Annotated in this window: 19 protein-coding genes and 3 pseudogenes; all 22 read left to right on the forward strand. The window is 44.4% G+C overall.

Annotation, left to right across the window (positions count from 1 at the left end):
• Positions 1-162: 162 nt before the first annotated feature.
• The 22 genes and pseudogenes from PGRAN_RS04910 to atpA all read left to right on the forward strand — a co-directional run bounded on the left by PGRAN_RS04910 (position 163) and on the right by atpA (position 22728).
• On the forward strand, positions 163-1323 hold the full coding sequence (locus PGRAN_RS04910) for an FAD-dependent monooxygenase (RefSeq protein ID WP_036065625.1): 1161 nt from the start codon (positions 163-165) through the stop codon (positions 1321-1323).
• Positions 1324-1541: 218 nt separating this feature from the next.
• Positions 1542-2814 (forward strand): annotated as a pseudogene (locus PGRAN_RS04915) (UDP-N-acetylglucosamine 1-carboxyvinyltransferase).
• A 179-nt stretch (positions 2815-2993) separates the two neighbouring features.
• Entirely contained in the window at positions 2994-4265 is a 1272-nt protein-coding gene (rho, locus tag PGRAN_RS04920) for a transcription termination factor Rho (protein ID WP_036065626.1), read from the forward strand.
• A gap of 102 nt (positions 4266-4367) precedes the next feature.
• Positions 4368-4613: a type B 50S ribosomal protein L31 gene (locus tag PGRAN_RS04925; RefSeq protein WP_036065627.1), complete on the forward strand. Its 246-nt coding sequence runs from the start codon at positions 4368-4370 to the stop codon at positions 4611-4613.
• A 161-nt stretch (positions 4614-4774) separates the two neighbouring features.
• Entirely contained in the window at positions 4775-6127 is a 1353-nt protein-coding gene (gene gorA, locus PGRAN_RS04930) for a glutathione-disulfide reductase (RefSeq protein WP_036065629.1), read from the forward strand.
• Positions 6128-6340: 213 nt separating this feature from the next.
• Entirely contained in the window at positions 6341-7627 is a 1287-nt protein-coding gene (locus PGRAN_RS04935) for a homoserine dehydrogenase (RefSeq protein WP_036065631.1), read from the forward strand.
• A 2-nt stretch (positions 7628-7629) separates the two neighbouring features.
• Complete coding sequence (thrC, locus tag PGRAN_RS04940; protein WP_036065633.1) at positions 7630-8688, forward strand: threonine synthase; 1059 nt, start codon at positions 7630-7632, stop codon at positions 8686-8688.
• On the forward strand, positions 8688-9554 hold the full coding sequence (gene thrB, locus PGRAN_RS04945) for a homoserine kinase (protein WP_077914594.1): 867 nt from the start codon (positions 8688-8690) through the stop codon (positions 9552-9554). The genes thrC and thrB overlap by 1 nt, the downstream gene beginning before the upstream one ends.
• 205 nt (positions 9555-9759) lie before the next feature.
• Positions 9760-10332, forward strand: a complete 573-nt coding sequence (locus PGRAN_RS04950; RefSeq protein WP_036065721.1) for a thymidine kinase — start codon at positions 9760-9762, stop codon at positions 10330-10332.
• A 19-nt stretch (positions 10333-10351) separates the two neighbouring features.
• A complete protein-coding gene (prfA, locus tag PGRAN_RS04955; RefSeq protein ID WP_036065637.1) occupies positions 10352-11428 on the forward strand; it encodes a peptide chain release factor 1 in 1077 nt (358 codons plus the stop codon).
• A 1-nt stretch (position 11429) separates the two neighbouring features.
• On the forward strand, positions 11430-12284 hold the full coding sequence (prmC, locus tag PGRAN_RS04960) for a peptide chain release factor N(5)-glutamine methyltransferase (RefSeq protein WP_036065639.1): 855 nt from the start codon (positions 11430-11432) through the stop codon (positions 12282-12284).
• A gap of 302 nt (positions 12285-12586) precedes the next feature.
• Positions 12587-13633 carry an L-threonylcarbamoyladenylate synthase gene (locus tag PGRAN_RS04965; protein ID WP_036065641.1) on the forward strand — a complete coding sequence of 349 codons (1047 nt, stop codon included), beginning with the start codon at positions 12587-12589 and terminating at the stop codon, positions 13631-13633.
• Between the two features lies 1 nt (position 13634).
• Positions 13635-14075, forward strand: a complete 441-nt coding sequence (locus PGRAN_RS04970; protein WP_036065643.1) for a low molecular weight protein arginine phosphatase — start codon at positions 13635-13637, stop codon at positions 14073-14075.
• A gap of 374 nt (positions 14076-14449) precedes the next feature.
• Positions 14450-15691: a serine hydroxymethyltransferase gene (gene glyA / locus PGRAN_RS04975; protein ID WP_036065644.1), complete on the forward strand. Its 1242-nt coding sequence runs from the start codon at positions 14450-14452 to the stop codon at positions 15689-15691.
• A 132-nt stretch (positions 15692-15823) separates the two neighbouring features.
• Positions 15824-16453: a uracil phosphoribosyltransferase gene (gene upp / locus PGRAN_RS04980; protein WP_036065645.1), complete on the forward strand. Its 630-nt coding sequence runs from the start codon at positions 15824-15826 to the stop codon at positions 16451-16453.
• A gap of 61 nt (positions 16454-16514) precedes the next feature.
• Positions 16515-17658, forward strand: a pseudogene (gene wecB / locus PGRAN_RS04985) (non-hydrolyzing UDP-N-acetylglucosamine 2-epimerase).
• Positions 17659-18598: 940 nt separating this feature from the next.
• Positions 18599-18998 (forward strand): annotated as a pseudogene (locus tag PGRAN_RS04990) (ATP synthase subunit I).
• A gap of 6 nt (positions 18999-19004) precedes the next feature.
• Positions 19005-19721, forward strand: a complete 717-nt coding sequence (atpB, locus tag PGRAN_RS04995) for a F0F1 ATP synthase subunit A (protein ID WP_036065648.1) — start codon at positions 19005-19007, stop codon at positions 19719-19721.
• A gap of 101 nt (positions 19722-19822) precedes the next feature.
• Positions 19823-20041 carry a F0F1 ATP synthase subunit C gene (gene atpE, locus PGRAN_RS05000; protein ID WP_036065649.1) on the forward strand — a complete coding sequence of 73 codons (219 nt, stop codon included), beginning with the start codon at positions 19823-19825 and terminating at the stop codon, positions 20039-20041.
• Between the two features lie 71 nt (positions 20042-20112).
• Positions 20113-20652: a F0F1 ATP synthase subunit B gene (atpF, locus tag PGRAN_RS05005; protein WP_051998423.1), complete on the forward strand. Its 540-nt coding sequence runs from the start codon at positions 20113-20115 to the stop codon at positions 20650-20652.
• Entirely contained in the window at positions 20649-21188 is a 540-nt protein-coding gene (locus PGRAN_RS05010; protein WP_036065650.1) for a F0F1 ATP synthase subunit delta, read from the forward strand. Before atpF ends, PGRAN_RS05010 begins: the two co-directional genes overlap by 4 nt.
• A gap of 28 nt (positions 21189-21216) precedes the next feature.
• Entirely contained in the window at positions 21217-22728 is a 1512-nt protein-coding gene (gene atpA, locus PGRAN_RS05015; RefSeq protein ID WP_036065651.1) for a F0F1 ATP synthase subunit alpha, read from the forward strand.
• Positions 22729-22755 lie beyond the last annotated feature (27 nt).

Here is a 22755-nt window from a genome sequence, read left to right on the forward strand (position 1 = left end):
TACAGCGGGTCATCGTGACTCGCTGTTTTTTTGAGGTGTGGCACGATCCAAATAAATTGGCGACCAATCGTGTATAGAAAGACATAACTTAAGTCGGATGTCCTATTTTTGTGAAGTTTGATAGACTAGAAAGAAAACGCATACAAAGAAAGTAGGGGGAGTATGGCGACGAAATTTTTAATCATTGGTGGGGGAATTGGAGGTCTGATGACTGGCATCGCCTTAGAACAAGCTGGCTTTTATGTAGAAATTTTTGAGCAGGCAGAACAAATGAAGCGGGTCGGTGCAGGGATTACTGTGTCTCCAAATGGTATGTCGGCATTGGCGGAATTAGGACTGGCCGAGCAGGTAAAACAGATGGGAAATGTAAGTTCTAAAGGGATTGCGATTGTCGACGAACGTGGCAGACCAATCACGAAGCTGGCGGATGAGGCATTAGCTTTCCCAATTTATGCGATTCATCGAGCGGATTTGCAGGATATTCTGGCAGGTGCTTTAAAAAAGGATACGTTGCAGTTTGGGAAAAAATGTTGTGATGTGGGGCAAGACGATACCGGTGTTGTGATCCGGTTTAAAGATGGGACGGAGGTCACTGGTGATTACGCGATTGTTGCCGATGGTATTCATTCGTTGGCACGCGATCAGATTTTTGGCAGACAGAAGTTGCGTTATGCGGATTATACGTGTTGGCGTGGGATTGCGAAGGAGTGGCCAGATGATGAGAAGCTATTTACGGAGACTTGGGGTACGAAAGGGCGAGTTGGCATTGTCCCACTTGCCAATGGGGAGACATATTGGTTTGCCGTTATCAGTGCAACGGAAAATAGTATCGCCCACCAGACCTATGAATTAGCCGATTTAATAGCTCGATTTGGTTCTTATCACACGCCGGTGCAAGCAATATTAGAAGCGACAGATCCAGAAAAATTGATACGCGGTGATATTTTTGACTTGGTGCCAATGACCAGTTTTGTTAAAGGACGTATTGTTCTGCTTGGCGATGCAGCACACGCAATGACACCGAATATGGGGCAAGGTGGCTGTCAGGCGATGGAAGACGCGATTGTTCTGCAAAACTGTGTGAAGCGTTTAGAGGATGTAGAAATGGCATTTGAGGCTTACAGCAAGGCTCGGGTGGGGCGAACTAAGAGAATTACAGAGCGCTCACGATTGATTGGCAAAGTGGGGCAGTTTGAGTCGGCATTTGCTTGTAAAGTACGCAATGTAGGTATGCGACTAGCACCCGCATCGGCACAGCGGAAGCAACTGGCGTATGTATATGAGGTGGATTTGACGCCCTCTAACAATTTCTGTCAAGGCTAAACGGGCTCTTTCAGCTCTTCGATAGGGTCAAGCTTCAACGGCTAGCCCCTCGAAAACTTCACACTCGCAATAAAAAGCAAGGGCGGCTTTTTCTCGCGAGCGCTCCAGTTTTTGTCGGAGCTAAACGAGCCGTTTCAGCTCTTCGATTTGCAAATTTCCTCAATATCAGGGATAATTAGCAACAAGTGAAATCTTTTTAATCAGAAAGAAGGAACGGTATGGTTGAGAAATTAGTTATAAAAGGTGGAAATGAGCTGTCAGGGACGTTGCGTGTTGATGGTGCTAAGAATAGTGCTGTTGCTCTTATTCCTGCAACGATTTTGGCTGACTCGGACGTGACGATTGAAGGCTTGCCAGATATATCGGATGTGCACACACTTTATGCCATTTTAGAAGAACTTGGTGGAGAAATTCATGCGGGGCCGGATGCGGTTACGATTGATCCATCCAATTTAACAGATGTCCCACTGCCAAATGGTAATGTAAAAAAATTACGCGCTTCTTATTATTTGATGGGCGCTATGTTAGGTCGTTTTAAAAAAAGCTGTCATCGGTCTTCCCGGTGGATGTTATTTGGGCCCACGCCCGATTGATCAACATATTAAAGGTTTTGAAGCTCTAGGTGCGACTGTTACCAATGAACAAGGCGCGATTTATTTGCGTGCCGATGAATTAAAAGGTGCGCGAATTTATCTAGATGTTGTCAGTGTTGGTGCGACGATTAATATTATGCTTGCAGCTGTAAAAGCGACAGGAAAAACCGTTATCGAGAACGCCGCTAAAGAACCAGAAATTATCGATGTAGCCACGCTTCTTACAAGTATGGGTGCGAAGATTAAAGGTGCAGGAACAGATACAATCCGCATCGAAGGCGTGGAGCAGCTTCACGGTTGCCGCCACACCATTATTCCAGATCGTATCGAAGCAGGTACTTTTATGATTCTAGCTGCTGCTGCGGGTTCAGGTATTAAAGTCGAAAATATTATTCCTGCGCATATGGAAGCTGTGAAAGCCAAGCTCGTCGAGGCAGGGGTTTCCATCGAAATGGACGAAGACTCCGCATATATCAGCAAAAGTAAGTCCCTCAAAAAAGTAGATATTAAAACATACGCCTATCCAGGTTTTCCGACAGATTTACAGCAACCAATGACGGCTTTACTCGCTGGTGCTGATGGGAGTAGCATCGTAACAGATACCATTTATCCAAGTCGTTTTAAACATATCGATGAATTAAAACGTATGGGTGGTCGATTTAAACTCCAAAGCCGCGCCGCGATTGTGACGGGTCCAACTCAGTTAAGAGGCGCTACAGTCACTGCCTCTGATTTGCGTGCTGGGGCATCCCTTGTTATTGCTGGCCTAATCGCAGACGGTATCACGGAAATACTTGGAATCGAACATATCGAACGCGGTTACGGTCGCATCATCGAAAAATTAGAAGGTATCGGCGCTGATATTCGGAAGGTGGTTCACGCCGAAGAAATCGTCTAGTCTTCAGCGCGGCGGATGAAATCGTAAAAATTTCTGGGGGTTTTTTCCAACATATCATGAAAGTTGGATAGCCCCTGACCAGTTTCGTGATGCATGTATGAAAGTAGTACAAATAGTTTGTAGTCCTCGTTGTTCTCCAAAATCCTCTCCACAAAAAATCCAAAAGGTGGTCAAAGTATATGCCAGACATATCCATATCCTATCTAGAAAAACTGACAATTAAAGAAATTTATGCGCTTGCGAAAGAACATAAAATTCCCTATTACAGCAAACTCACAAAAAGGGAACTTAGCTTTGCTCTGTTAAAAGCAAGTGCTGAAAAACAAGGGTTCTTTTTCATGGAAGGGGTTCTTGACATCATTGCCTCGGAAGGTTTTGGCTTCCTACGCCCCATCAACTATTCCGCAAGTTCTGAGGATATCTACATATCAGCTTCCCAAATTAGACGTTTTGATTTAAGAACGGGTGATAAGGTCTCTGGAAAAGTACGCCCACCTAAAGAAAATGAGCGTTATTTCGGTTTACTTCACGTTGAAGCTGTCAATGGCGAAAACCCGGAAGTCGCGAAGGAACGTGTTCATTTTCCAGGGTTGACACCGCTTTACCCTGATCGTCAAATTCGAATGGAGATTGGCCAAGAACCGATTTCAACGAGAATGATCGATATGATTGCACCGATTGGTTTTGGGCAGCGTGGTCTCATCGTCGCGCCACCGAAAGCAGGTAAAACCATTTTGCTAAAAGAGATTGCTAATGCGATTACGGAGAATAGTCCAGACGCGGAGCTCATTGTTTTACTTATCGATGAGCGTCCAGAAGAGGTAACGGATATTGAGCGATCTGTTAAAGCTGAGGTCGTCAGTTCGACGTTTGATGAAGTGCCGGAGAATCATATTAAAGTGGCAGAACTTGTGTTAGAGCGAGCGATGCGGCTAGTTGAGCAGAAGCGCGATGTCGTTATTTTGATGGATAGCATTACCCGTCTTGCACGGGCTTATAATCTGGTTATTCCACCGAGCGGGCGTACACTGTCGGGTGGTATTGATCCAGCTGCTTTCCACAGACCGAAGCGTTTTTTCGGGGCGGCTCGGAATATCGAAGAAGGTGGGAGCTTGACGATTTTGGCAACAGCGCTTGTGGATACGGGCTCACGAATGGATGACGTGATTTATGAAGAGTTTAAAGGTACAGGAAATATGGAGCTTCACTTGGATCGGGCGATGGCTGAGCGACGTGTGTTTCCAGCGATTGATATCCGCCGTTCTGGGACGCGAAAAGAAGAGCTATTATTACCAAAAGATAAACTCGAGCAGCTTTGGAAAATTCGCAAAGTCATGCCGATTCAAGGCGATGCGCTCGACATTTCCGAACGCTTTATTCGTCAGCTGAAAAAGACACCGACCAATGAGGCCTTTTTCGAAGTGATGCAAAGCGAAATGTTTAAAAAATAAGCCTTGCTAAAATAGAGAAGCATTGTTATAATGAGTTTACTGTGTGCAATTGTGCAGAAATTACTCTGTTTCAGATGATTCAGGGCGAAGGAGTTGAAAACAATGAAAGCTGGAATTCACCCGGAATACCGTCAAGTGGTATTTCTTGATACTAGTACAGATTTCAAATTTCTTTCTGGTTCTACTAAGGGCTCGAACGAAACTATTCAATGGGAAGATGGCAACGAGTATCCATTACTACGTGTCGAAATCAGTTCTGATTCTCACCCATTCTATACTGGTAAACAAAAACATGCGACAGCCGATGGACGTGTCGATCGTTTCAACAAAAAATACGGAATCAAATAAAAAAGTCACCCTCGGGTGGCTTTTTTATTTGATTTTGTGCGGAACATTTATCTTAGTAAAGCTGCTAAGCATCATACCAATCCTTCCAATCCAAACATTTTCAATTCGGTGCGGCTTGGGGTAGAATTGAGGGATAGAGAAGTAATAGAGGAGGTTTTCAGATGGTAGAACATTATGATTATATAGCAATTGGTGGCGGAAGTGGTGGGATTTCTTCGGTAAATCGGGCGGCCAGTTATGGGATGAAATGTGCACTTGTAGAGCCAAAAAATCTTGGTGGCACTTGCGTGAATGTCGGCTGTGTTCCGAAAAAAGTGATGTGGTATGGGGCGCAAATCTCTGAAGCAATGCATAAGTATGCGCCGGATTATGGTTTTGAGGTGAAGCAGGAGCGTTTTGATTTTGCGAAGTTGGTGGAGAATCGGGAGGCTTATATTGAACGGATTCATGGTTCGTATCAACGCGGACTTGATCATAATAAGGTCGATATTTTAAAAGGATACGCGTCATTTGTGGATGAGCATACGATTGAGGTGAACGGGACGCATTACACGGCGGAGCATATTTTGATAGCGACTGGTGGAAAACCGGCTTGGCCAGACGTTCCAGGTGCGGAATTTGGGACGGATTCGGATGGCTTTTTTGAATGGACCGAGTTACCGAAGCGCGTGGCAGTTGTTGGTGCGGGGTACATTGCTGTGGAACTTGCGGGCGTTTTGCAGGGCTTTGGTGTGGAGACGCATTTGTTTGTTCGCAAGCACGCGCCGTTGCGGAATTTTGACCCGCTGCTGGTGGATACGTTGGTGGAGGTTATGAAGGAGCAGGGGCCAACGCTGCACACAGAGGCGATTCCAAAAGCGGTGACGCAAAATGAGGATGGTTCGGTGACGCTTCATTTGGAGGATGGTCGGACGCAGACGGTGGATAAATTAATCTGGGCGATTGGTCGGACGCCGCTTACGGAGATGCTGAATTTGGCGGCCACAGCGGTGGAACTGGATAAGAAAGGCTATATTAAAGTCGATAAGTTCCAAAATACGGCGGTTCCAGGGATTTATGCAGTTGGGGATATTACAGGACACATCGAACTTACGCCGGTTGCGATTGCTGCGGGGCGGCGGTTATCGGAGCGCTTGTTTAATGGCAAGTTGGACGAGCATTTGGATTATTCGCTAGTTCCGACGGTTGTTTTCAGTCATCCTGCGATTGGGACAGTTGGTTTAACGGAACCCGAGGCGATTGAGAAATACGGTGAGACGCAAGTCAAAGTCTACACTTCTTCGTTTACATCGATGTATACGGCGATTACGGAACATCGCGAACCGTGCCGTATGAAGCTCGTTTGTGCGGGCGACAATGAAAAAGTAGTTGGGCTGCACGGTATTGGGACGGGTGTGGATGAAATGATACAAGGCTTTGCGGTCGCTATGAAAATGGGCGCGACGAAGGCTGATTTTGATAATACGGTTGCGATTCATCCGACAGGTTCTGAGGAATTTGTGACGATGCGGTAATTTTAGATTAAGAAAGACTCGGACTTATGACGGCGTGCTTATTTGTGCGCTGGATAAGGACGGGTGTTTTTTATGTGTCTCAGTGATTTTGACATCTTTATGGACATTGCCTAAACGAATATTCAGATATGTCAAATAACCCTTTGCTTTATAGAAGGAAATTGCGTATAATAAGCAATAATTACATTGTTTTAGAACTGAGGAGGTTGGCGAGTGGAAGCAAAATTAGAAGTTGGAATTTTTGGATTTGGAACGGTTGGTAGTGGTGTCATTCACATTTTAGAGGAACATGCGGAGAAAATTAGTCAGATGACGGGCTATCAAGTAAGTGTCAAAACGGTTCTTGTACGCGACTTAGAGAAAAATCGTCGGTATGAAACGAAAGGATTTAGCTTGACCACGGAGCCTGCCGCTATTTTAAATGATCCGGATATTTCGGTCGTCGTGGAAGTAATGGGAAGCATTGAACCAGCGCGGGAGTACGTTTTGCAGGCGCTTAAGGCTGGGAAACATGTGGTGACGGCGAATAAGGACTTAATTGCGTTACATGGTGATGAATTGATTGCTGTGGCGCAGGCAAATAAATGTGATTTGTTCTATGAGGCAAGTGTTGCTGGCGGAATCCCGATTTTGCGGACGATTGTGAACGGGCTTGCGGCGGACAAGATGCAGAAGGTGATGGGAATCGTCAATGGGACGACGAACTTCATGTTGACGAAAATGAAGACGGAGAAGCGGAGTTATGAGAGTGTCTTGAAAGAGGCGCAGGACTTAGGTTTCGCGGAAAGTGACCCGACGAATGATGTGGACGGAATCGATGCGGCTCGCAAAATGGTTATTTTGACGCGTTTGGCTTTTGGGATGAACGTGGACTTGGCGGACGTGGATACGGTTGGGATTCGTGGGATTGCGCCGCGTGATATGGAAGTTGCGGAGCAGTTGAAATACGTGATTAAACTAGTCGGTACGGCGGAGGAGCGAAATGGTTCGGTGGCTGTTAGTGTTGGACCGGTGCTCTTGCCGAAATATCATCCGATGGCGGGCGTGAACAACGAAAATAACGCGGTGTTTGTAACGGGTGCTGCAGCTGGTGAGACGATGTATTACGGGCCTGGTGCTGGGGAATTACCGACGGCGACGAGTGTTGTCAGCGATATTATTATGGTGGCGAAGAATAGTAAGTTAGGCATTAATGGAAACGCGTTTAATAGTTATAAGCATGACACGAAGCAAACATCGCCGGATGAAATTTTCTCGAAGTATTATTTGCGTATTGTGATGGATGATAAGACGGGAACGTTCCTTAAGTTAACGCAGATTTTTGCGGAGGCGGGTGTCGGTTTTGATAAAATTTTGCAGGAACCGCTGGACGAGTTTACGGCGACGGTTGTTGTGGTGACGCATGTGACGAGTAAGGCACAACTGGAACAAGCGATCGAAAAGGTACAATTGGAACCGCAAATGCAAGTGGAAGCGAAATATAAAGTGGTGGAGGGATAAGGATGTACGAAGGATTACTGAAACGATATAAGGATTATTTACCAATTACGGATAAAACCCCGATGATTGGCTTGGCGGAAGGGAATACGCCTTTGATTCCATTGCCGAATTTGTCGAAGGAACTTGGTGTGACGTTATATGGGAAATATGAGGGCTTGAATCCGACGGGGTCGTTTAAGGATCGCGGTATGGTGATGGCGGTTGCGAAGGCGAAGGAAGAGGGCGCAGAGGCTGTGATTTGTGCTTCGACGGGGAATACGTCGGCTGCTGCGGCTGCGTACGCGACTCGTGCGGGAATGAAGGCGTATGTCGTGATTCCAGATGGCAAAGTGGCGCTTGGTAAGTTGGCGCAGGCCGTGATGTATGGCGCGGATATTATCGCGATTCAGGGGAACTTTGATGAGGCTTTGGACGCGGTTCGTGAGCTTGCGAAAACGGAGGCGGTGGCGCTGGTTAACTCGGTGAATCCGTACCGCTTGGAAGGCCAGAAAACGGCAGCGTTTGAGATCTGTGAACAATTAGATGGGAAAGCGCCAGACGTGCTTGCGATTCCGGTTGGGAACGCGGGGAATATTTCGGCGTATTGGAAAGGTTTCAAGGAATGGGACGGGCATTTTGGTGTCGGCTTACCTCGGATGCATGGTTTTGAGGCGGAAGGTGCGGCGGCGATTGTACAAGGTGCGCCAATTAAGAATCCGGAGACAATTGCGACGGCGATTCGGATTGGGAATCCTGCGAGTTGGGAGTTGGCTGAGGCCGCGCGTGATGAGTCGAGGGGTTATATTCATTCCGTGACAGATGACGAGATTGTGAATGCGTACAAAAAAGTCGCGGCACAGGACGGTGTTTTCATTGAGCCAGGTTCTGCGGCATCGCTTGCTGGCGTGATTCAACACGTGAAAAGTGGCGCGATTAAGCAAGGTGAGACGGTTGTATGTGTGTTCACTGGAAATGGTTTGAAAGATCCGGATACGGCGATGAGCGTGCATGAAGTTCCGATTTCACACGTGGAAGGTGTGGACGCGATGCGTGAATACTTGCGCGGGGGCGTGACGAAATGATCCGCATCCAAGTTCCGGCTACAACAGCGAATCTTGGACCTGGTTTTGATTCGTGCGGCTTGGCGTTATCGCTGTACTTGACGCTAGACGTTGGCGAACCAGCAGAGGAATGGCGTATCGCGCATGATCTCGGCGGCGGAATTCCGACGGATGCCTCGAATGTCATTATCGAAACCGCGCTTAGCATTGCGCCAAATCTCGAACCACATCATTTGAAAATGCTCTGCGATATCCCGGCGGCGCGCGGACTTGGAAGTAGTTCAGCGGCCGTGGTGGCAGGCATCGAGCTTGCGAATATACTCGCGAATTTGGAGTTGACGCCAGAACGCAAAGTGGAGATTGCTGCGGAAATCGAAGGCCATCCTGATAACGTTGCGCCAGCAGTGCTCGGTAATTTTGTCGTTGGCGCGAAATTGGACGGGGAAGATTTTTACGTGCGGCATCTTTTTCCAGACTGTGCGTTGCTCGCGTTTATTCCAAAAGAAGTGCTCCTAACAAGTGAGAGTCGAGGCGTTTTGCCAGACCAGCTCCCATACAAAGAGGCAGTCAAAGCAAGCAGTATTGCCAATGTGATGATCGCCGCGCTTTTGCAAAATGATCTGAAACTGGCGGGTGACATGATGGAACGCGATTTATGGCATGAGAAATATCGTGCAAAACTTGTGCCTCATTTGAAGCCATTGCGTGAATTGACGAAAGCGAACGGTGCTTACGCGGCGTGTCTAAGTGGTGCAGGACCAACGATTCTAATCTTCGCTCCAAAATCCGAAGGCGAGAATTTGATTCAAGTTATGAGAAATTTTGATCAAACCGCGAAGGTTCTTTCGCTAAATGTAGAAGGAAACGGTTCAACGATATTTTCATGAATAAACTACAAGTAAAGTATTATTTTTACGCTTTACTTGTAGTTTTTTTGCCAGGCTCATTTAAGAAGGACACATAAAAATAATCCTCAAAATGCGATTATCACAGGCTTCACGCGATACATAAAACAATGCCTATTGTCCCAAATTACGCGCTATGATAGAATGAAAAAGAGTTTTTAACATGGGAATGCGAGGTTTTGAGAGAATGGCACAGCTTTTCTTTAGATATGGTTCGATGAATAGTGGTAAGACGATTGAAATTTTAAAAGTAGCACACAATTATGAGGAACAAAATAAGCCGGTGATGATTTTCACGTCGGGTATCGATGATCGCGATCAGGTCGGCATCATCTCGAGTCGCATTGGCTTGAAACGCGAGGCAACACCAGTGTTTTCCGCAACTAATCTGTATGAAGAAGTTGCCAAAATCGAGCCCAAACCATGCTGCATCCTGCTGGATGAATCGCAGTTTTTGGAGAAAAAACATATTTTGCAGTTGGCGCAAATCGCAGACGGGCTTAATATCCCAGTCATCGCGTACGGCCTCAAAAACGATTTTCAAAACGAGCTTTTCGAAGGCTCCAAATATTTATTGCTATACGCAGACAAGATTGAAGAAATGAAGACCGTTTGCTGGTTTTGCACGAAAAAGGCAACGATGGTATTACGCGTCGATGAGGATGGGCAGCCGATGTACAAAGGCGACCAAATCATGATTGGCGGCAATGACCGTTACTATCCAGTGTGCCGGAAATGCCACGCGAACCCATCAATATAAACTAATGAGGTGAATCGAAATGTATGATCGTTTACAAGCAGTGGAAGATCGCTACGATGAATTGAACGAATTGCTCAGCGACCCGAACGTGGTCAGTGACGCGAAAAAGCTACGCGACTATTCCAAAGAGCAGTCCGGCATTACCGAAACGGTGGAAACATATCGCGAATATAAAGAAGTGACGGCAGGACTTGCCGAGACGCGCGAAATGATGAACGAGAAGCTCGACGATGACATGAAGGAAATGGTGAAGGAAGAATTCAACGAGTTAACAGCCAAAAAAGCGGAATTAGAAGAACGCTTGAAAATATTACTTGTTCCAAAAGACCCAAATGACGACAAAAACGTTATCATGGAGATTCGCGGCGCGGCGGGTGGCGATGAAGCCGCTCTATTTGCGGGCGACTTATTCCGAATGTATTCTCGTTACGCCGAGTCGCGAGGCTGGAAGGCAGAAGTAATGGAAGCAAACGCGACGGGAATTGGCGGTTATAAAGAGATTATCGTATTGATTAACGGCGCTGGAGCATACTCACGTCTAAAATACGAAAATGGCGCGCATCGTGTGCAACGTGTACCTGAAACCGAATCAGGCGGACGAATTCACACATCAACGGCGACAGTTGCGATTTTGCCAGAAGCGGAAGATGTGGAGATCGACATCAAAGATAACGAAATTCGGACGGATACTTTCGCTTCGAGTGGTGCGGGAGGACAAAGTGTCAATACGACGATGTCAGCCGTACGTTTGACGCATATTCCTACGGGGATCGTTGTTTCGATGCAAGATGAACGTTCCCAAATTAAAAACAAAGAAAAAGCGATGAAAATTTTGCGTGCCCGTATTTTTGATAAATTTGAGCGGGAAGCGCGTGAAGAATACGATACACACCGGAAATCGGCAGTTGGTACGGGTGACCGTTCGGAGCGGATTCGGACGTATAATTATCCACAAAATCGCGTGACCGACCATCGGATTGGATTGACGATTCAGAAGCTCGATCAAATCATGGAAGGCAAGCTCGACGAAGTGATTGACGCGCTTATTATGGAAGACCAAACAAGTAAACTAGACCATTTGAGCGACGGTATGTAAGATGACAATCGCTGAAATTTTGCATCAAGCCAAAGCCGAACTAACGACGCGCGGACTGGACCTCAATATCGCTGAAATCCTCATTGAAACCCGGCTGGATTTGACGCGTTCCGATTTATGGATGTCGACGGATCGTGAGCTGGGCCCAAGTGAGCAAGCGCAGTTTGATGCTGATTTCGCGCGCTATATAAACGGAGAGCCAGTTCAGTATATTTTAGAAGTGGCTCCTTTTTATGGTCGCAATTTCTACGTCACACCAAGCGTCCTGATTCCACGTCCCGAAACCGAAGAACTCGTCTACGCCGCCGAAAAATTTATTGAAAAAAAGCCAAATCGTGTCCGTCGCGTGTTGGATGTCTGCACGGGAAGCGGTATTATCCCAATCACGTTAAAAGCGACATTTCCGGAACTCGCGGTGACAGGTTCCGATATTTCCGTGCCTGCCCTTGAAGTCGCCGAGAAGAACAGCAAACAATTACAAACAGACGTGCACTTTATCCACAGTGATCTCGTAGAATATTTCCAACAAAATGGAGAGAAATTCGATATGATTCTGGCTAATCCACCATATATAGCGGATGATGAACGCGCCGAAATGTCGGCTTATGTCTTGAATCATGAACCGGAACTCGCTTTATTTGCGCCAAATGATGGACTAGCGATATACGAAAAACTGATCGAGAATTTACCCGACATTGTGGATAACTCTTTCTGGATAGGCATGGAAATCGGTTATACACAAGGGGAAGCCGTAAAGCAGCTTTTTGAAAAAAGTTTTCCACAGGCAACGACAACGGTACAACAAGATATCAACGGCAAAGACCGAATGGTTATTTGCGTTTATGAACGGATATAAAAGCATTTCTATGATGGAGATGCTTTTTTATTAGCCGTAATTATCCACAGGATTGGGGATAAAACTTTGTGTAAAAAAATATTTTTAATCAAATCTTAATAAAGTAAACGTAGTTATCAACACACTTATACACATTATCCACAGATTCACAAGTAGTTATACACATTGACAAAGTTATTATCCACAGGTTGGGGATAACTTTGTGGGTAAATCACTAATTTTCAAAAAATGGATCTCACGCTGTAAAAACTATCGTAAAACCGTTAAAATAAGATTAAAGCAATGTAAAGGAGCAATTCCTGATGAAAACAAAGATTTGGCATATAACGAAAGAAAATGAAATCCAAACCTATTTGGAAGCAGCGAAACTTTTGCAAGCAGGAGAGGCCGTGGCTTTTCCGACTGAAACGGTGTATGGCATCGGTGCAGACGCGACAAATGAACAAGCTGTGGCTAAAATATATGAAGCGAAGGGTAGGCCCGCAGACAATCCGTTAATCGTCCATATCGCAGACCAATCGCAAGTGCATGAATTCGTCAAGGAGGTTCCAGATAACGCGAAAAAACTGATGCACACTTTTTGGCCAGGACCGTTGACGATTATTTTACCATTACGGACAGGGCGATTGGCGGCAAATGTGACAGCGGGATTAGATAGTGTCGGCGTTCGTATGCCAGAGCACCCAGTCGCACTTGGACTTTTGGCGGTGGCTGGCATTCCAGTCGCGGCGCCCAGTGCAAATCGCTCTGGAAAGCCGAGTCCAACATCTGGGGAACATGTCGAGGAAGATTTATCCGGCCGAATCGCGGGTATAGTTTTTGGCGGGAAAACGGGAGTGGGCTTGGAGTCCACGGTCATTGATTGCACGCTTGAAATGCCGGCTATTTTGCGACCAGGTGGCGTATCACAAGAGGCAATTGAGGCTGTGATTGGCCCTGTGATTTCCGAGGCAAAAGAAGTTGCGCAACAAGAAGCACCGAAAGCGCCAGGAATGAAATACACACATTACGCGCCAAAAGCCCCTGTGGCGATCATTGAGGGCGATGCAGCCTTTTTTCAGCAGCAGATTGACTTGGCTGAGAAAAACGGAGAAATCGTTGGTGTGCTCGTGTCTGATGAGCTTGAAGCGCAGCTACGCAAATCAGAATATATGATGGGACTGGGCAGTAAAGCCTACCCAGAAGAAACTGCCTACCGTTTATACGACCGGCTTCGTCATTTTGACCATACACTAGTGACGCTTATTTACGCCGAACCTTTTGCAAAAATTGGTATTGGAGAAGCGGTAATGAATCGACTTGAGAAAGCAGCAGGCGGACATTATATCAGGCAAAGCGAGGAACGTTAGAATGAATATATTATTTGTGTGTACCGGAAATACATGCCGAAGCCCAATGGCCGAAAAAATGTTACAGTGGTTCAAACCGGATTGGAAAATTACATCAGCAGGACTCGCCGCACAATCCGGTTCCCCAATGTCGGCGGAATCAAAAGCCATATTGCAAGAACATGGTTTGCCAACCTATCATGTCGCGAAACCACTGACAAATGACCTCGTAGATCAGGCGGATAAAATCTTTGTGATGACAGAGCAACATCGGCAAGCGTTACTATATCAATTCCCTAATCAGAAAACCGAGCTGATTTCGCCGTATGATTTTGACGTTGCCGATCCTTATGGTGGAAGCAAGGCGGATTATGAGTACGCGTTTGCGGAATTGGAAGAAATGATTGCACGGCGTTTTTTTGTTAGATGTCTAGAGGACCGAGGAGGGATTTGTACATATTAAAAAACCCTCCTTTTTTGCGTTTGGCAATCATGTAAGCGGAAAGACCTGTTTGTTATTACGTACCTAAATTTCTAGATCTAGCATTCAGCGACGAACTCCTCGAAAACTTCACGCCCTCCTACAAAAGCAAGAGCGGATTTTCACTGCGCCCCCTAACAAATAAAAGGTTGGCAGTCTCGCATTGCTCCACTGCCTATTGATTTAGTGAATCAACATAAACGGGTTACTTCCGTTTTTCATTTTTGTGATCTGTTTCACTATTTAGAATTAGATAATCTTGTGCGAAAATACTTGCAATTTAGAGCGGAATGGGAGATTATTAGAACATGTACGACGCTTTACTAATCATTTGAGAAAAGGATGGGGATCCACATATGGTTTATCTACAAAAGCACGACAAGGCAGTTTTTGACGCAATTGAGTTAGAGCTAGGCAGACAACGCAGTAATATTGAGTTAATCGCATCGGAGAATTTCGTGACGGAGCAAGTCATGGAAGCGATGGGATCTGTTTTAACGAACAAGTACGCAGAAGGTTACCCTGGCAAACGCTATTATGGCGGTTGTGAATATGTTGATATTGTAGAAAACTTAGCCCGCGATCGCGCGAAACAATTATTTGGCGCAGAATATGCCAACGTTCAACCGCACTCTGGTGCCCAAGCGAATATGGCGGTATATCATGCCACGCTTAAACCAGGAGACGTTGTACTTGGAATGAATTTATCTCATGGCGGACATTTAACACACGGAAGCCCAGCGAATTTTAGTGGTGAACTGTATCACTTCGTTGCTTACGGCGTGGATGAAGAAACTAAGCAAATTGATTATGACAAAGTTCGTGAAATTGCCCTAGAACATAAGCCGAAAATGATTGTAGCAGGTGCAAGTGCCTATCCGCGTGCAATCGATTTCGCTAAATTCCGTGAAATCGCGGATGAAGTTGGCGCATACTTAATGGTGGATATGGCGCATATCGCTGGTCTTGTTGCGACAGGACATCACCAAAATCCGGTACCATACGCAGACTTTGTAACGACCACGACACACAAAACATTGCGTGGCCCTCGTGGCGGTATGATTTTAGCAAAAGCAGAATGGGAAGCCAAATTAAATAAAGCGATTTTCCCAGGAATTCAAGGCGGTCCGTTGATGCACGTTATCGCTGCAAAAGCAGTCGCATTTGGTGAAGCCTTACAACCGGAGTTCAAAACGTATAGTGAAAACATTTTGAAAAACTCGAAACAACTCGCGGCAACACTTCAAGAAAATGACGTTACTGTTTTAACAGGAGGCTCCGATAACCACTTACTTCTGATTGATTTAAAACCACTAGGATTAACTGGTAAAGCAGCAGAAGCGATCCTTGACGATGTCGGTATTACTGTTAACAAAAATACAATTCCTTTCGAAACAGAAAGTCCGTTTGTGACGAGCGGTATCCGTGTTGGTGTCGCTGCAGTAACGACGCGTGGTTTTGACGAAGTAGCCATTGCCAAAGTTGGTAAATTAATCTCTAAGGTGTTGCATAACCTAGAAGATGAGGCAGTGCTAGCCGAAGTCAAAGCGGAAGTAGCCGAGATTACAGCTGAATATCCATTATATCCATCTTTATAGAAATGATCCGAGCCTTACTAGTAATAGTAGGGCTTTTTTTGTAGCATTTTATACGAAACGATTTAATACTTGCACAAGCGCGATTCTCTGATACAATAAGAGAAGGAAATTTACCTTAAAGGAGCGAATACAATGGCAAAAGTACACGTAATAGATCACCCATTAGTTCAGCATAAATTAACAATTATCCGTGATAAAGATACTGGAACGAAAGCATTTCGTGAACTAGTAAATGAAGTCGCGACATTAATGGCGTATGAAATTACACGCGATGTGGAGTTAGAAGACACATTTGTTGAAACACCATTACAAAGAACACCAGCAAAAACAATCGCAGGTAAAAAATTAGGCGTCGTTCCGATTCTGCGCGCCGGTCTTGGCATGGCGGACGGAATCCTAACACTTATCCCAGCGGCAAAAGTAGGGCACGTTGGCTTGTATCGCGATCATGATACACTAGAACCAGTCGAATATTTTGTGAAGTTACCGTCAGATGTAGAAGAACGCCTTTTCATCGTTGTTGACCCGATGTTGGCAACAGGTGGTTCTGCGATCATGGCAATCGACTGTTTGAAAAAACGTGGCGCAAAAAATATGAAGTTCATGTGTTTAGTTGCTGCTCCAGAGGGAATTAAAGCATTACAAGAGGCACATCCAGACGTAGACATTTATGTTGCCGGTTTAGATGAAAAATTAGATGAGCATGGCTACATTATTCCAGGTCTAGGAGATGCTGGGGACCGCCTATTTGGCACAAAATAATAAGGATTCAAAGACGAGGAGGCAAGTGTTTCCTCGTTTTTTCAGAAAGGGTGGATTAGCAATGAGTAAAATTAAAGTAATGAGTGTTTTTGGGACACGACCAGAAGCTATTAAGATGGCTCCGCTAGTTTTAGAGTTTGAGAAGCAGTCGGAGTTTTTTGAATCGCGTGTCGTTATCACAGCTCAACATCGCGAAATGTTAGACCAAGTGCTTGATATTTTCAATGTACAACCAGATGTGGATTTAAATATTATGCAGAAAAAACAAAACGTTAACGGATATTACAACACGCGCGATACAAGGCTTAGACGAGGTCATTGCAGAAGAAAAACCAGATATTGTACTAGTTCACGGTGACACGACGACAAGTTTTGCGGCTGCACTCGCTGCTTTTTACAATCAAACTGCGATCGGTCACGTAGAGGCTGGCTTGCGGACATGGAATAAATATTCACCATTCCCCGAAGAGATGAATCGTCAATTGACAGGCGTTATGGCGGACTTGCATTTCTCACCAACCTCACAATCGAAGCAGAATTTGCTGGATGAAGGTAAGAACCCCGATGCAATTTTTGTCACAGGTAATACGGCAATCGATGCGCTGAAAACGACGGTTCAAGATGACTACCACCATCCAATTCTAGATGGTTTAGGCGATAATCGTCTCGTATTAATGACGGCGCATCGTCGCGAGAATTTGGGCGCTCCGATGCAAGGGATTTTTGAGGCTGTACGTGAAATTGCTGAGGCGCGCGAAGATGTCGAGATCGTTTATCCGATGCACATGAATCCGGCTGTACGTGAAAAAGCGACTGCGATCTTGGGCGGGCATCCACGCATTCATTTAATTGAACCGCTCGATGCTATCGATTTTCATAATTTCTTGAAAAAATCCTACCTTGTATTCACAGATTCTGGCGGCGTGCAAGAAGAAGCCCCAGGTATGGGAGTTCCGGTTTTAGTTTTGCGAGATACGACCGAGCGTCCAGAAGGCGTAGAAGCCGGCACGCTAAAACTGATTGGAACCGCCAAAGAAGACCTGAAAAAAGAAGCATTTGAGCTATTGGATAACAAAGAAGCGTATCTAAAAATGGCCAATGCTAGCAATCCATATGGCGATGGAGAAGCATCTGCAAGAATTCTAGAAGCGATCAAATATCACTTCGAAAAAACAACGAATCGCCCATCCGACTATACTGTTTAAAACGCTGGTCGAGCTTTGAACAAAACCTGAATAAAGACGAAGATCATTTTACTGGTGATACCCATCGACTTTATCAAGATTTTGTTCAAAGTTCGGTCTTTTTATTTACTGTAAATAGTCGCTTTTATTACTACCAAAAACCTATGAAAAAACAAGAAATCCCAATGGAAGCGCCTCATTGTTACAAATATATTACGCAACTGGTTTTTGCTAGAGCTTTCAGTTATATTGTGTTAAGATGATCAATGTTATCACAAAAGAGCTCAAAAGATTTAGCTGTTCATGAAATGCGTAAGGGATAATTGCTGCAAGCCAGCACTGTCTCAATCCCGCCGACGTCTGAAAAAGACGTGGACAGAATTGACCTAAGTGTGCCGGGCAATTATAACTTCATATTGCAAACAATACGTGTCTAGCTATTTTTTTCGATCTTCTTCGCTGGAAGAAAGCTTTCGCAGTCACGTAATCTGTCGAAAGTCTTTTACCAAATCGGGTGAAAGCTTTTTTTGTACATCAATATGTGAAGCAGCGAGCGTAAATAACATGATTCAGCAAATACGGAGGTGTCGTGCAACAAAAAATACTAAAATTAGATGGAAAATAGTGTTTCAATTGACAAAGTTAGAGCCGACTATGAGATTTTTCAAAAAAATGTTAAAAATTAATTCGCATTATTTCCTTGGAGTAGTGGTATTGTGGTAGAATTGTTATCAAGTAGGTACGGAATTTGTGAAAAGATATTGACTTTTTACTTTTGCCTATTGTATGCTAAAAGTGACGCACTGATAAGGCTTACAGTTGTGTTCAATTTTTTGTTAGCAAACGGGTAATGTGTAAAAAATCACAAACTCCAAGCTTACTTCTGTCTTAAAATCCGAGTCACATTTTACAGACGGGGAGCAAGAAATACCAATAACATTAAGAAAGGACATCTGCCGGAATGTTAGAATCACTAATAGGAATGTATCATCGTCATCAGAAATACATCATTGCTTTTGTAGGCATTTGTGTAGCTGGATGGTTACTAACCCCGCATGTACATATTTTTTTGGGGCTAAAACTGGGGATTATTGTAGGTTGGTTTAACTACTGGCTGTTGATGAGACGTACACAAGCCATGACAAAAGCAATTGCCGAGAAGCGAACTTTTTATGGCATGGGGACAACAGCAAGAATGGGAAGCGTTCTACTTGCAACAATCATTGCGACACAAGTACCGGATTTCTTTCACGTTTATAGTATGGTGATCGGTTTGGGCATTGTTTATTCCGTGGTTTTCTTGGATTTTGTTATCTATTCCATCTACCGGAAGAAAAACGCTTAAAAAGAGAGAGGGGTGAACCAAATTGGAAGAGGAATTTCCAATATGGTACTTAGGGAAATTAGCATTTAACTTATCTAATGTCCTGATGATTACAATAACATGTGTCATCGTACTGTTTATTGCAATCTTTTGTACGAGAAAACTCCAAATGCGTCCCACAGGGAAACAGAACTTTATTGAATGGGTAATGGACTTTGTTAAAGGCATTATCAACAGCAATATGGACTGGAAAACTGGTGGGAGATTCCACGTATTAGGAATCACGCTGATATTCTTTATCTTCGTAGCTAATATGTTAGGATTACCAATGCAGATTGCGGTCGGTGGCGAAGTATGGTGGCGTTCACCTACAGCTGATCCAATCGTAACGCTAACTTTGGCCGTACTCATTATCGGGTTGACTCATTATTACGGAATCAAACTTAGAGGTGTTAAGCACTATGTTGTTGGCACATACTTTAGCCCAATGAAATTTTTATTCCCATTGAAGCTAGTAGAAGAATTTGCGAACACATTGACACTAGGTTTGCGGTTATACGGTAACATTTTTGCAGGGGAAGTATTGCTAAGCATTATTGCGCTTCAATTAGCACATATCAATCCAGTAGTTGGCGTTTTCGCAATTATTCCAGCAGTGGTTTGGCAAGGTTTCTCGATATTCATCGGTGCAATCCAAGCCTATCTATTCACCGTGTTGACAATGGTTTACATGTCGCACAAAGTAAGTGACGAACACTAAGCAACACTCGCCACATCCAGGTAAAGTCAGAGCTATGGGGCAAAACCCATAATCTTGTAATAAAAAATTAATTTAGAAGATAATTCGAGGAGGATATTATTATGTCATTAGGTGCAATTGCAGCGGCTATCGCCGTAGGTTTAGGAGCTCTAGGAGCAGGTATCGGTAACGGTCTTATCGTATCAAAAACAGTTGAAGGTGTTGCTCGTCAACCAGAAGCACGTTCTATGCTACAAACAATCATGTTCATTGGTGTTGGTTTGGTTGAGGCCCTTCCAATCATCGCTGTTGTTATCGCGTTCATGGTAATGAATAAGTAATCGAAACATGGCGGGGCCAACTCGCCAATCTTTATGTGTGATAAAAACATGAAACGATAAAAAGCGAATGTATGGAAAGGAGTGAATCGAACGTGCTAGGATTTAATAGTATTGCACTAGGTTCAGCCGTTTTTACAGCTGGTGATTCTGTTTTTACCGTCGTAGCATTCTGTATTTTGCTAGTCTTAATCCGTATCTACGCATGGAAACCTTTAATGAATATCATGAAGGCTCGCGAAGAACATATTGCGTCGGAAATCGACTCAGCAGAAGAAAGTCGTGTACAAGCAGAAGCCCTGTTAGCCGAACAAAAAGAAGTTCTTCAACAAGCTCGTCTAGAATCTCAAACAATGATTGAGAACGCAAAACAGCTTGGTGAGAAAGAACGCGAAGAAATCATCAAAGTTGCGCGCGCTGAAAGTGAACGCATTAAAGAAGAAGCCAAAAGCGACATTACTCGCGAAAAAGAAGATGCTATCAAAGCGCTTCGTGAACAAGTCGGCTCCTTGTCTGTGTTAATCGCATCCAAAGTTATCGAGAAAAACTTGGACGAACAGTCACAATCCGCACTTGTACAAGAGTATATCGAAAGGCTAGGCGATGACAAATGAGCAAGGATTTTGAAGTTGCGAATCGTTACGCCGTAGCACTTTTCGAAGTTGCCAAAGACGAACAACTGATCGATCAATTCGATACGGAGCTCGCGATTGTAAAGGAAGCCATAGAACAAAATAATGATTTCCGTACGCTAGTCGAGAATCCAACGATCACGGTTGAAGCAAAGAAAAACATGATTGCGACTGTGTTTACTGGTCTAACGCCAGTGTTGCAAGATTTCATTTTCCTTCTCATCGATCGTGGACGTGAAGATTATTTAGCTGTAATCATTGATCGTTATCTCAATAAAGTAAAAGAAGCTCGTGGTATTGCAGACGCGGATGTGTACTCTGTTATCCCGCTTTCCGAAGCAGAACAAGCAGAATTATCTAAAGCCTTTGCCGCTAAAATGTCTAAAAACGAGTTGACTATTCATAACCATATCGATCCGTCCCTTCTTGGAGGCGTACGGGTAGTGATTGGAAACCGTATCTATGACGGCAGTCTAAAATCTAAACTAAGAGACCTGGAGCGACAAATAAAATTGTAGGCTTTCAGTGTAACAAGGGGTGAATTTGATGAGCATAAAAGCTGAAGAGATTAGTTCTCTCATAAAGCAACAAATTGAAAATTATCAATCTGAGCTAAAAGTTAGCGATGTTGGTACAGTTACTTATATTGGTGATGGTATCGCGCGTGCTCACGGATTGGATAACGCGATGGCTGGGGAACTATTAGAATTCTCAAATGGCGTTATGGGTATGGCTCAAAACTTAGAAACCAATGATGTTGGTATCATTATTTTGGGACCTTATACTGGAATTCGTGAAGGCGATGAAGTTCGTCGCACAGGAAAAATCATGGAAGTTCCAGTTGGTGAAGCACTAATCGGCCGTGTCGTTAACGCACTAGGCCAACCAGTGGATGGCCTAGGACCAATTGCAGCATCGGGTACACGCCCAATCGAGGCAATTGCACCAGGCGTTATGCAACGTCAGTCCGTAAACGAGCCGCTTCAAACAGGAATTAAAGCGATCGATGCACTAGTTCCAATCGGTCGTGGTCAACGTGAATTGATCATTGGTGACCGCCAAACTGGGAAAACAACAGTTGCAATCGATGCCATCCTAAACCAAGCAGATCAAGATATGATTTGTATCTATGTCGCTATCGGTCAAAAAGAATCAACTGTCCGTACAGCAGTTGAAACTTTACGTAAACACGGAGCGCTTGATTACACCATCGTTGTAACAGCATCTGCATCTCAACCAGCTCCATTACTATACTTAGCTCCATATGCTGGTGTTGCGATGGGCGAAGAATTCATGTATAACGGCAAACACGTTCTGATTATCTATGATGATTTATCAAAACAAGCTGCTGCTTATCGTGAACTTTCCTTGCTATTACGTCGTCCTCCAGGTCGTGAAGCCTATCCAGGGGATGTATTCTATCTACATTCCCGTTTACTAGAACGTGCAGCAAAATTAAATGACTCATTGGGCGGTGGCTCAATTACAGCCCTCCCATTTGTAGAAACACAAGCCGGAGACATCTCTGCCTATATTCCTACAAACGTTATCTCGATAACAGATGGTCAAATTTTCTTGCAGTCTGATCTATTCTTCTCTGGTGTTCGTCCAGCGATCAATGCTGGATTATCCGTATCCCGTGTTGGTGGTTCTGCACAAATCAAAGCGATGAAAAAAGTGGCAGGAACACTTCGTCTAGATTTAGCATCTTATCGTGAGTTGGAATCCTTCTCGCAATTTGGATCTGACCTTGACGCAGCGACACGTGCGAAACTAGAACGCGGTAAACGCACAGTAGAAGTTCTGAAACAGGATTTGCATAAACCACTAAAAGTCGAGAAACAAATCCTAATTCTTTATACACTAGTTCATTCGTTCTTGGATGATATTCCGGTAACAGATGTTCTTCGTTTTGAAAGCGAAATGAACACATGGTTCGATCATAATCGTCCAGAATTACTGGAAACAATTCGCACAACAAAATCTTTACCAGATGAAGCAGAACTAGATAGTGCAATTAAAGAATTCAAAAATACATTTGTTCCTTCAGAAGCCTAACCGTTTTTGAGTAATAAACGAAACAAA

Source organism: Listeria grandensis FSL F6-0971 (genome assembly GCF_000525835.1).
Lineage (GTDB): Bacteria > Bacillota > Bacilli > Lactobacillales > Listeriaceae > Listeria_A > Listeria_A grandensis.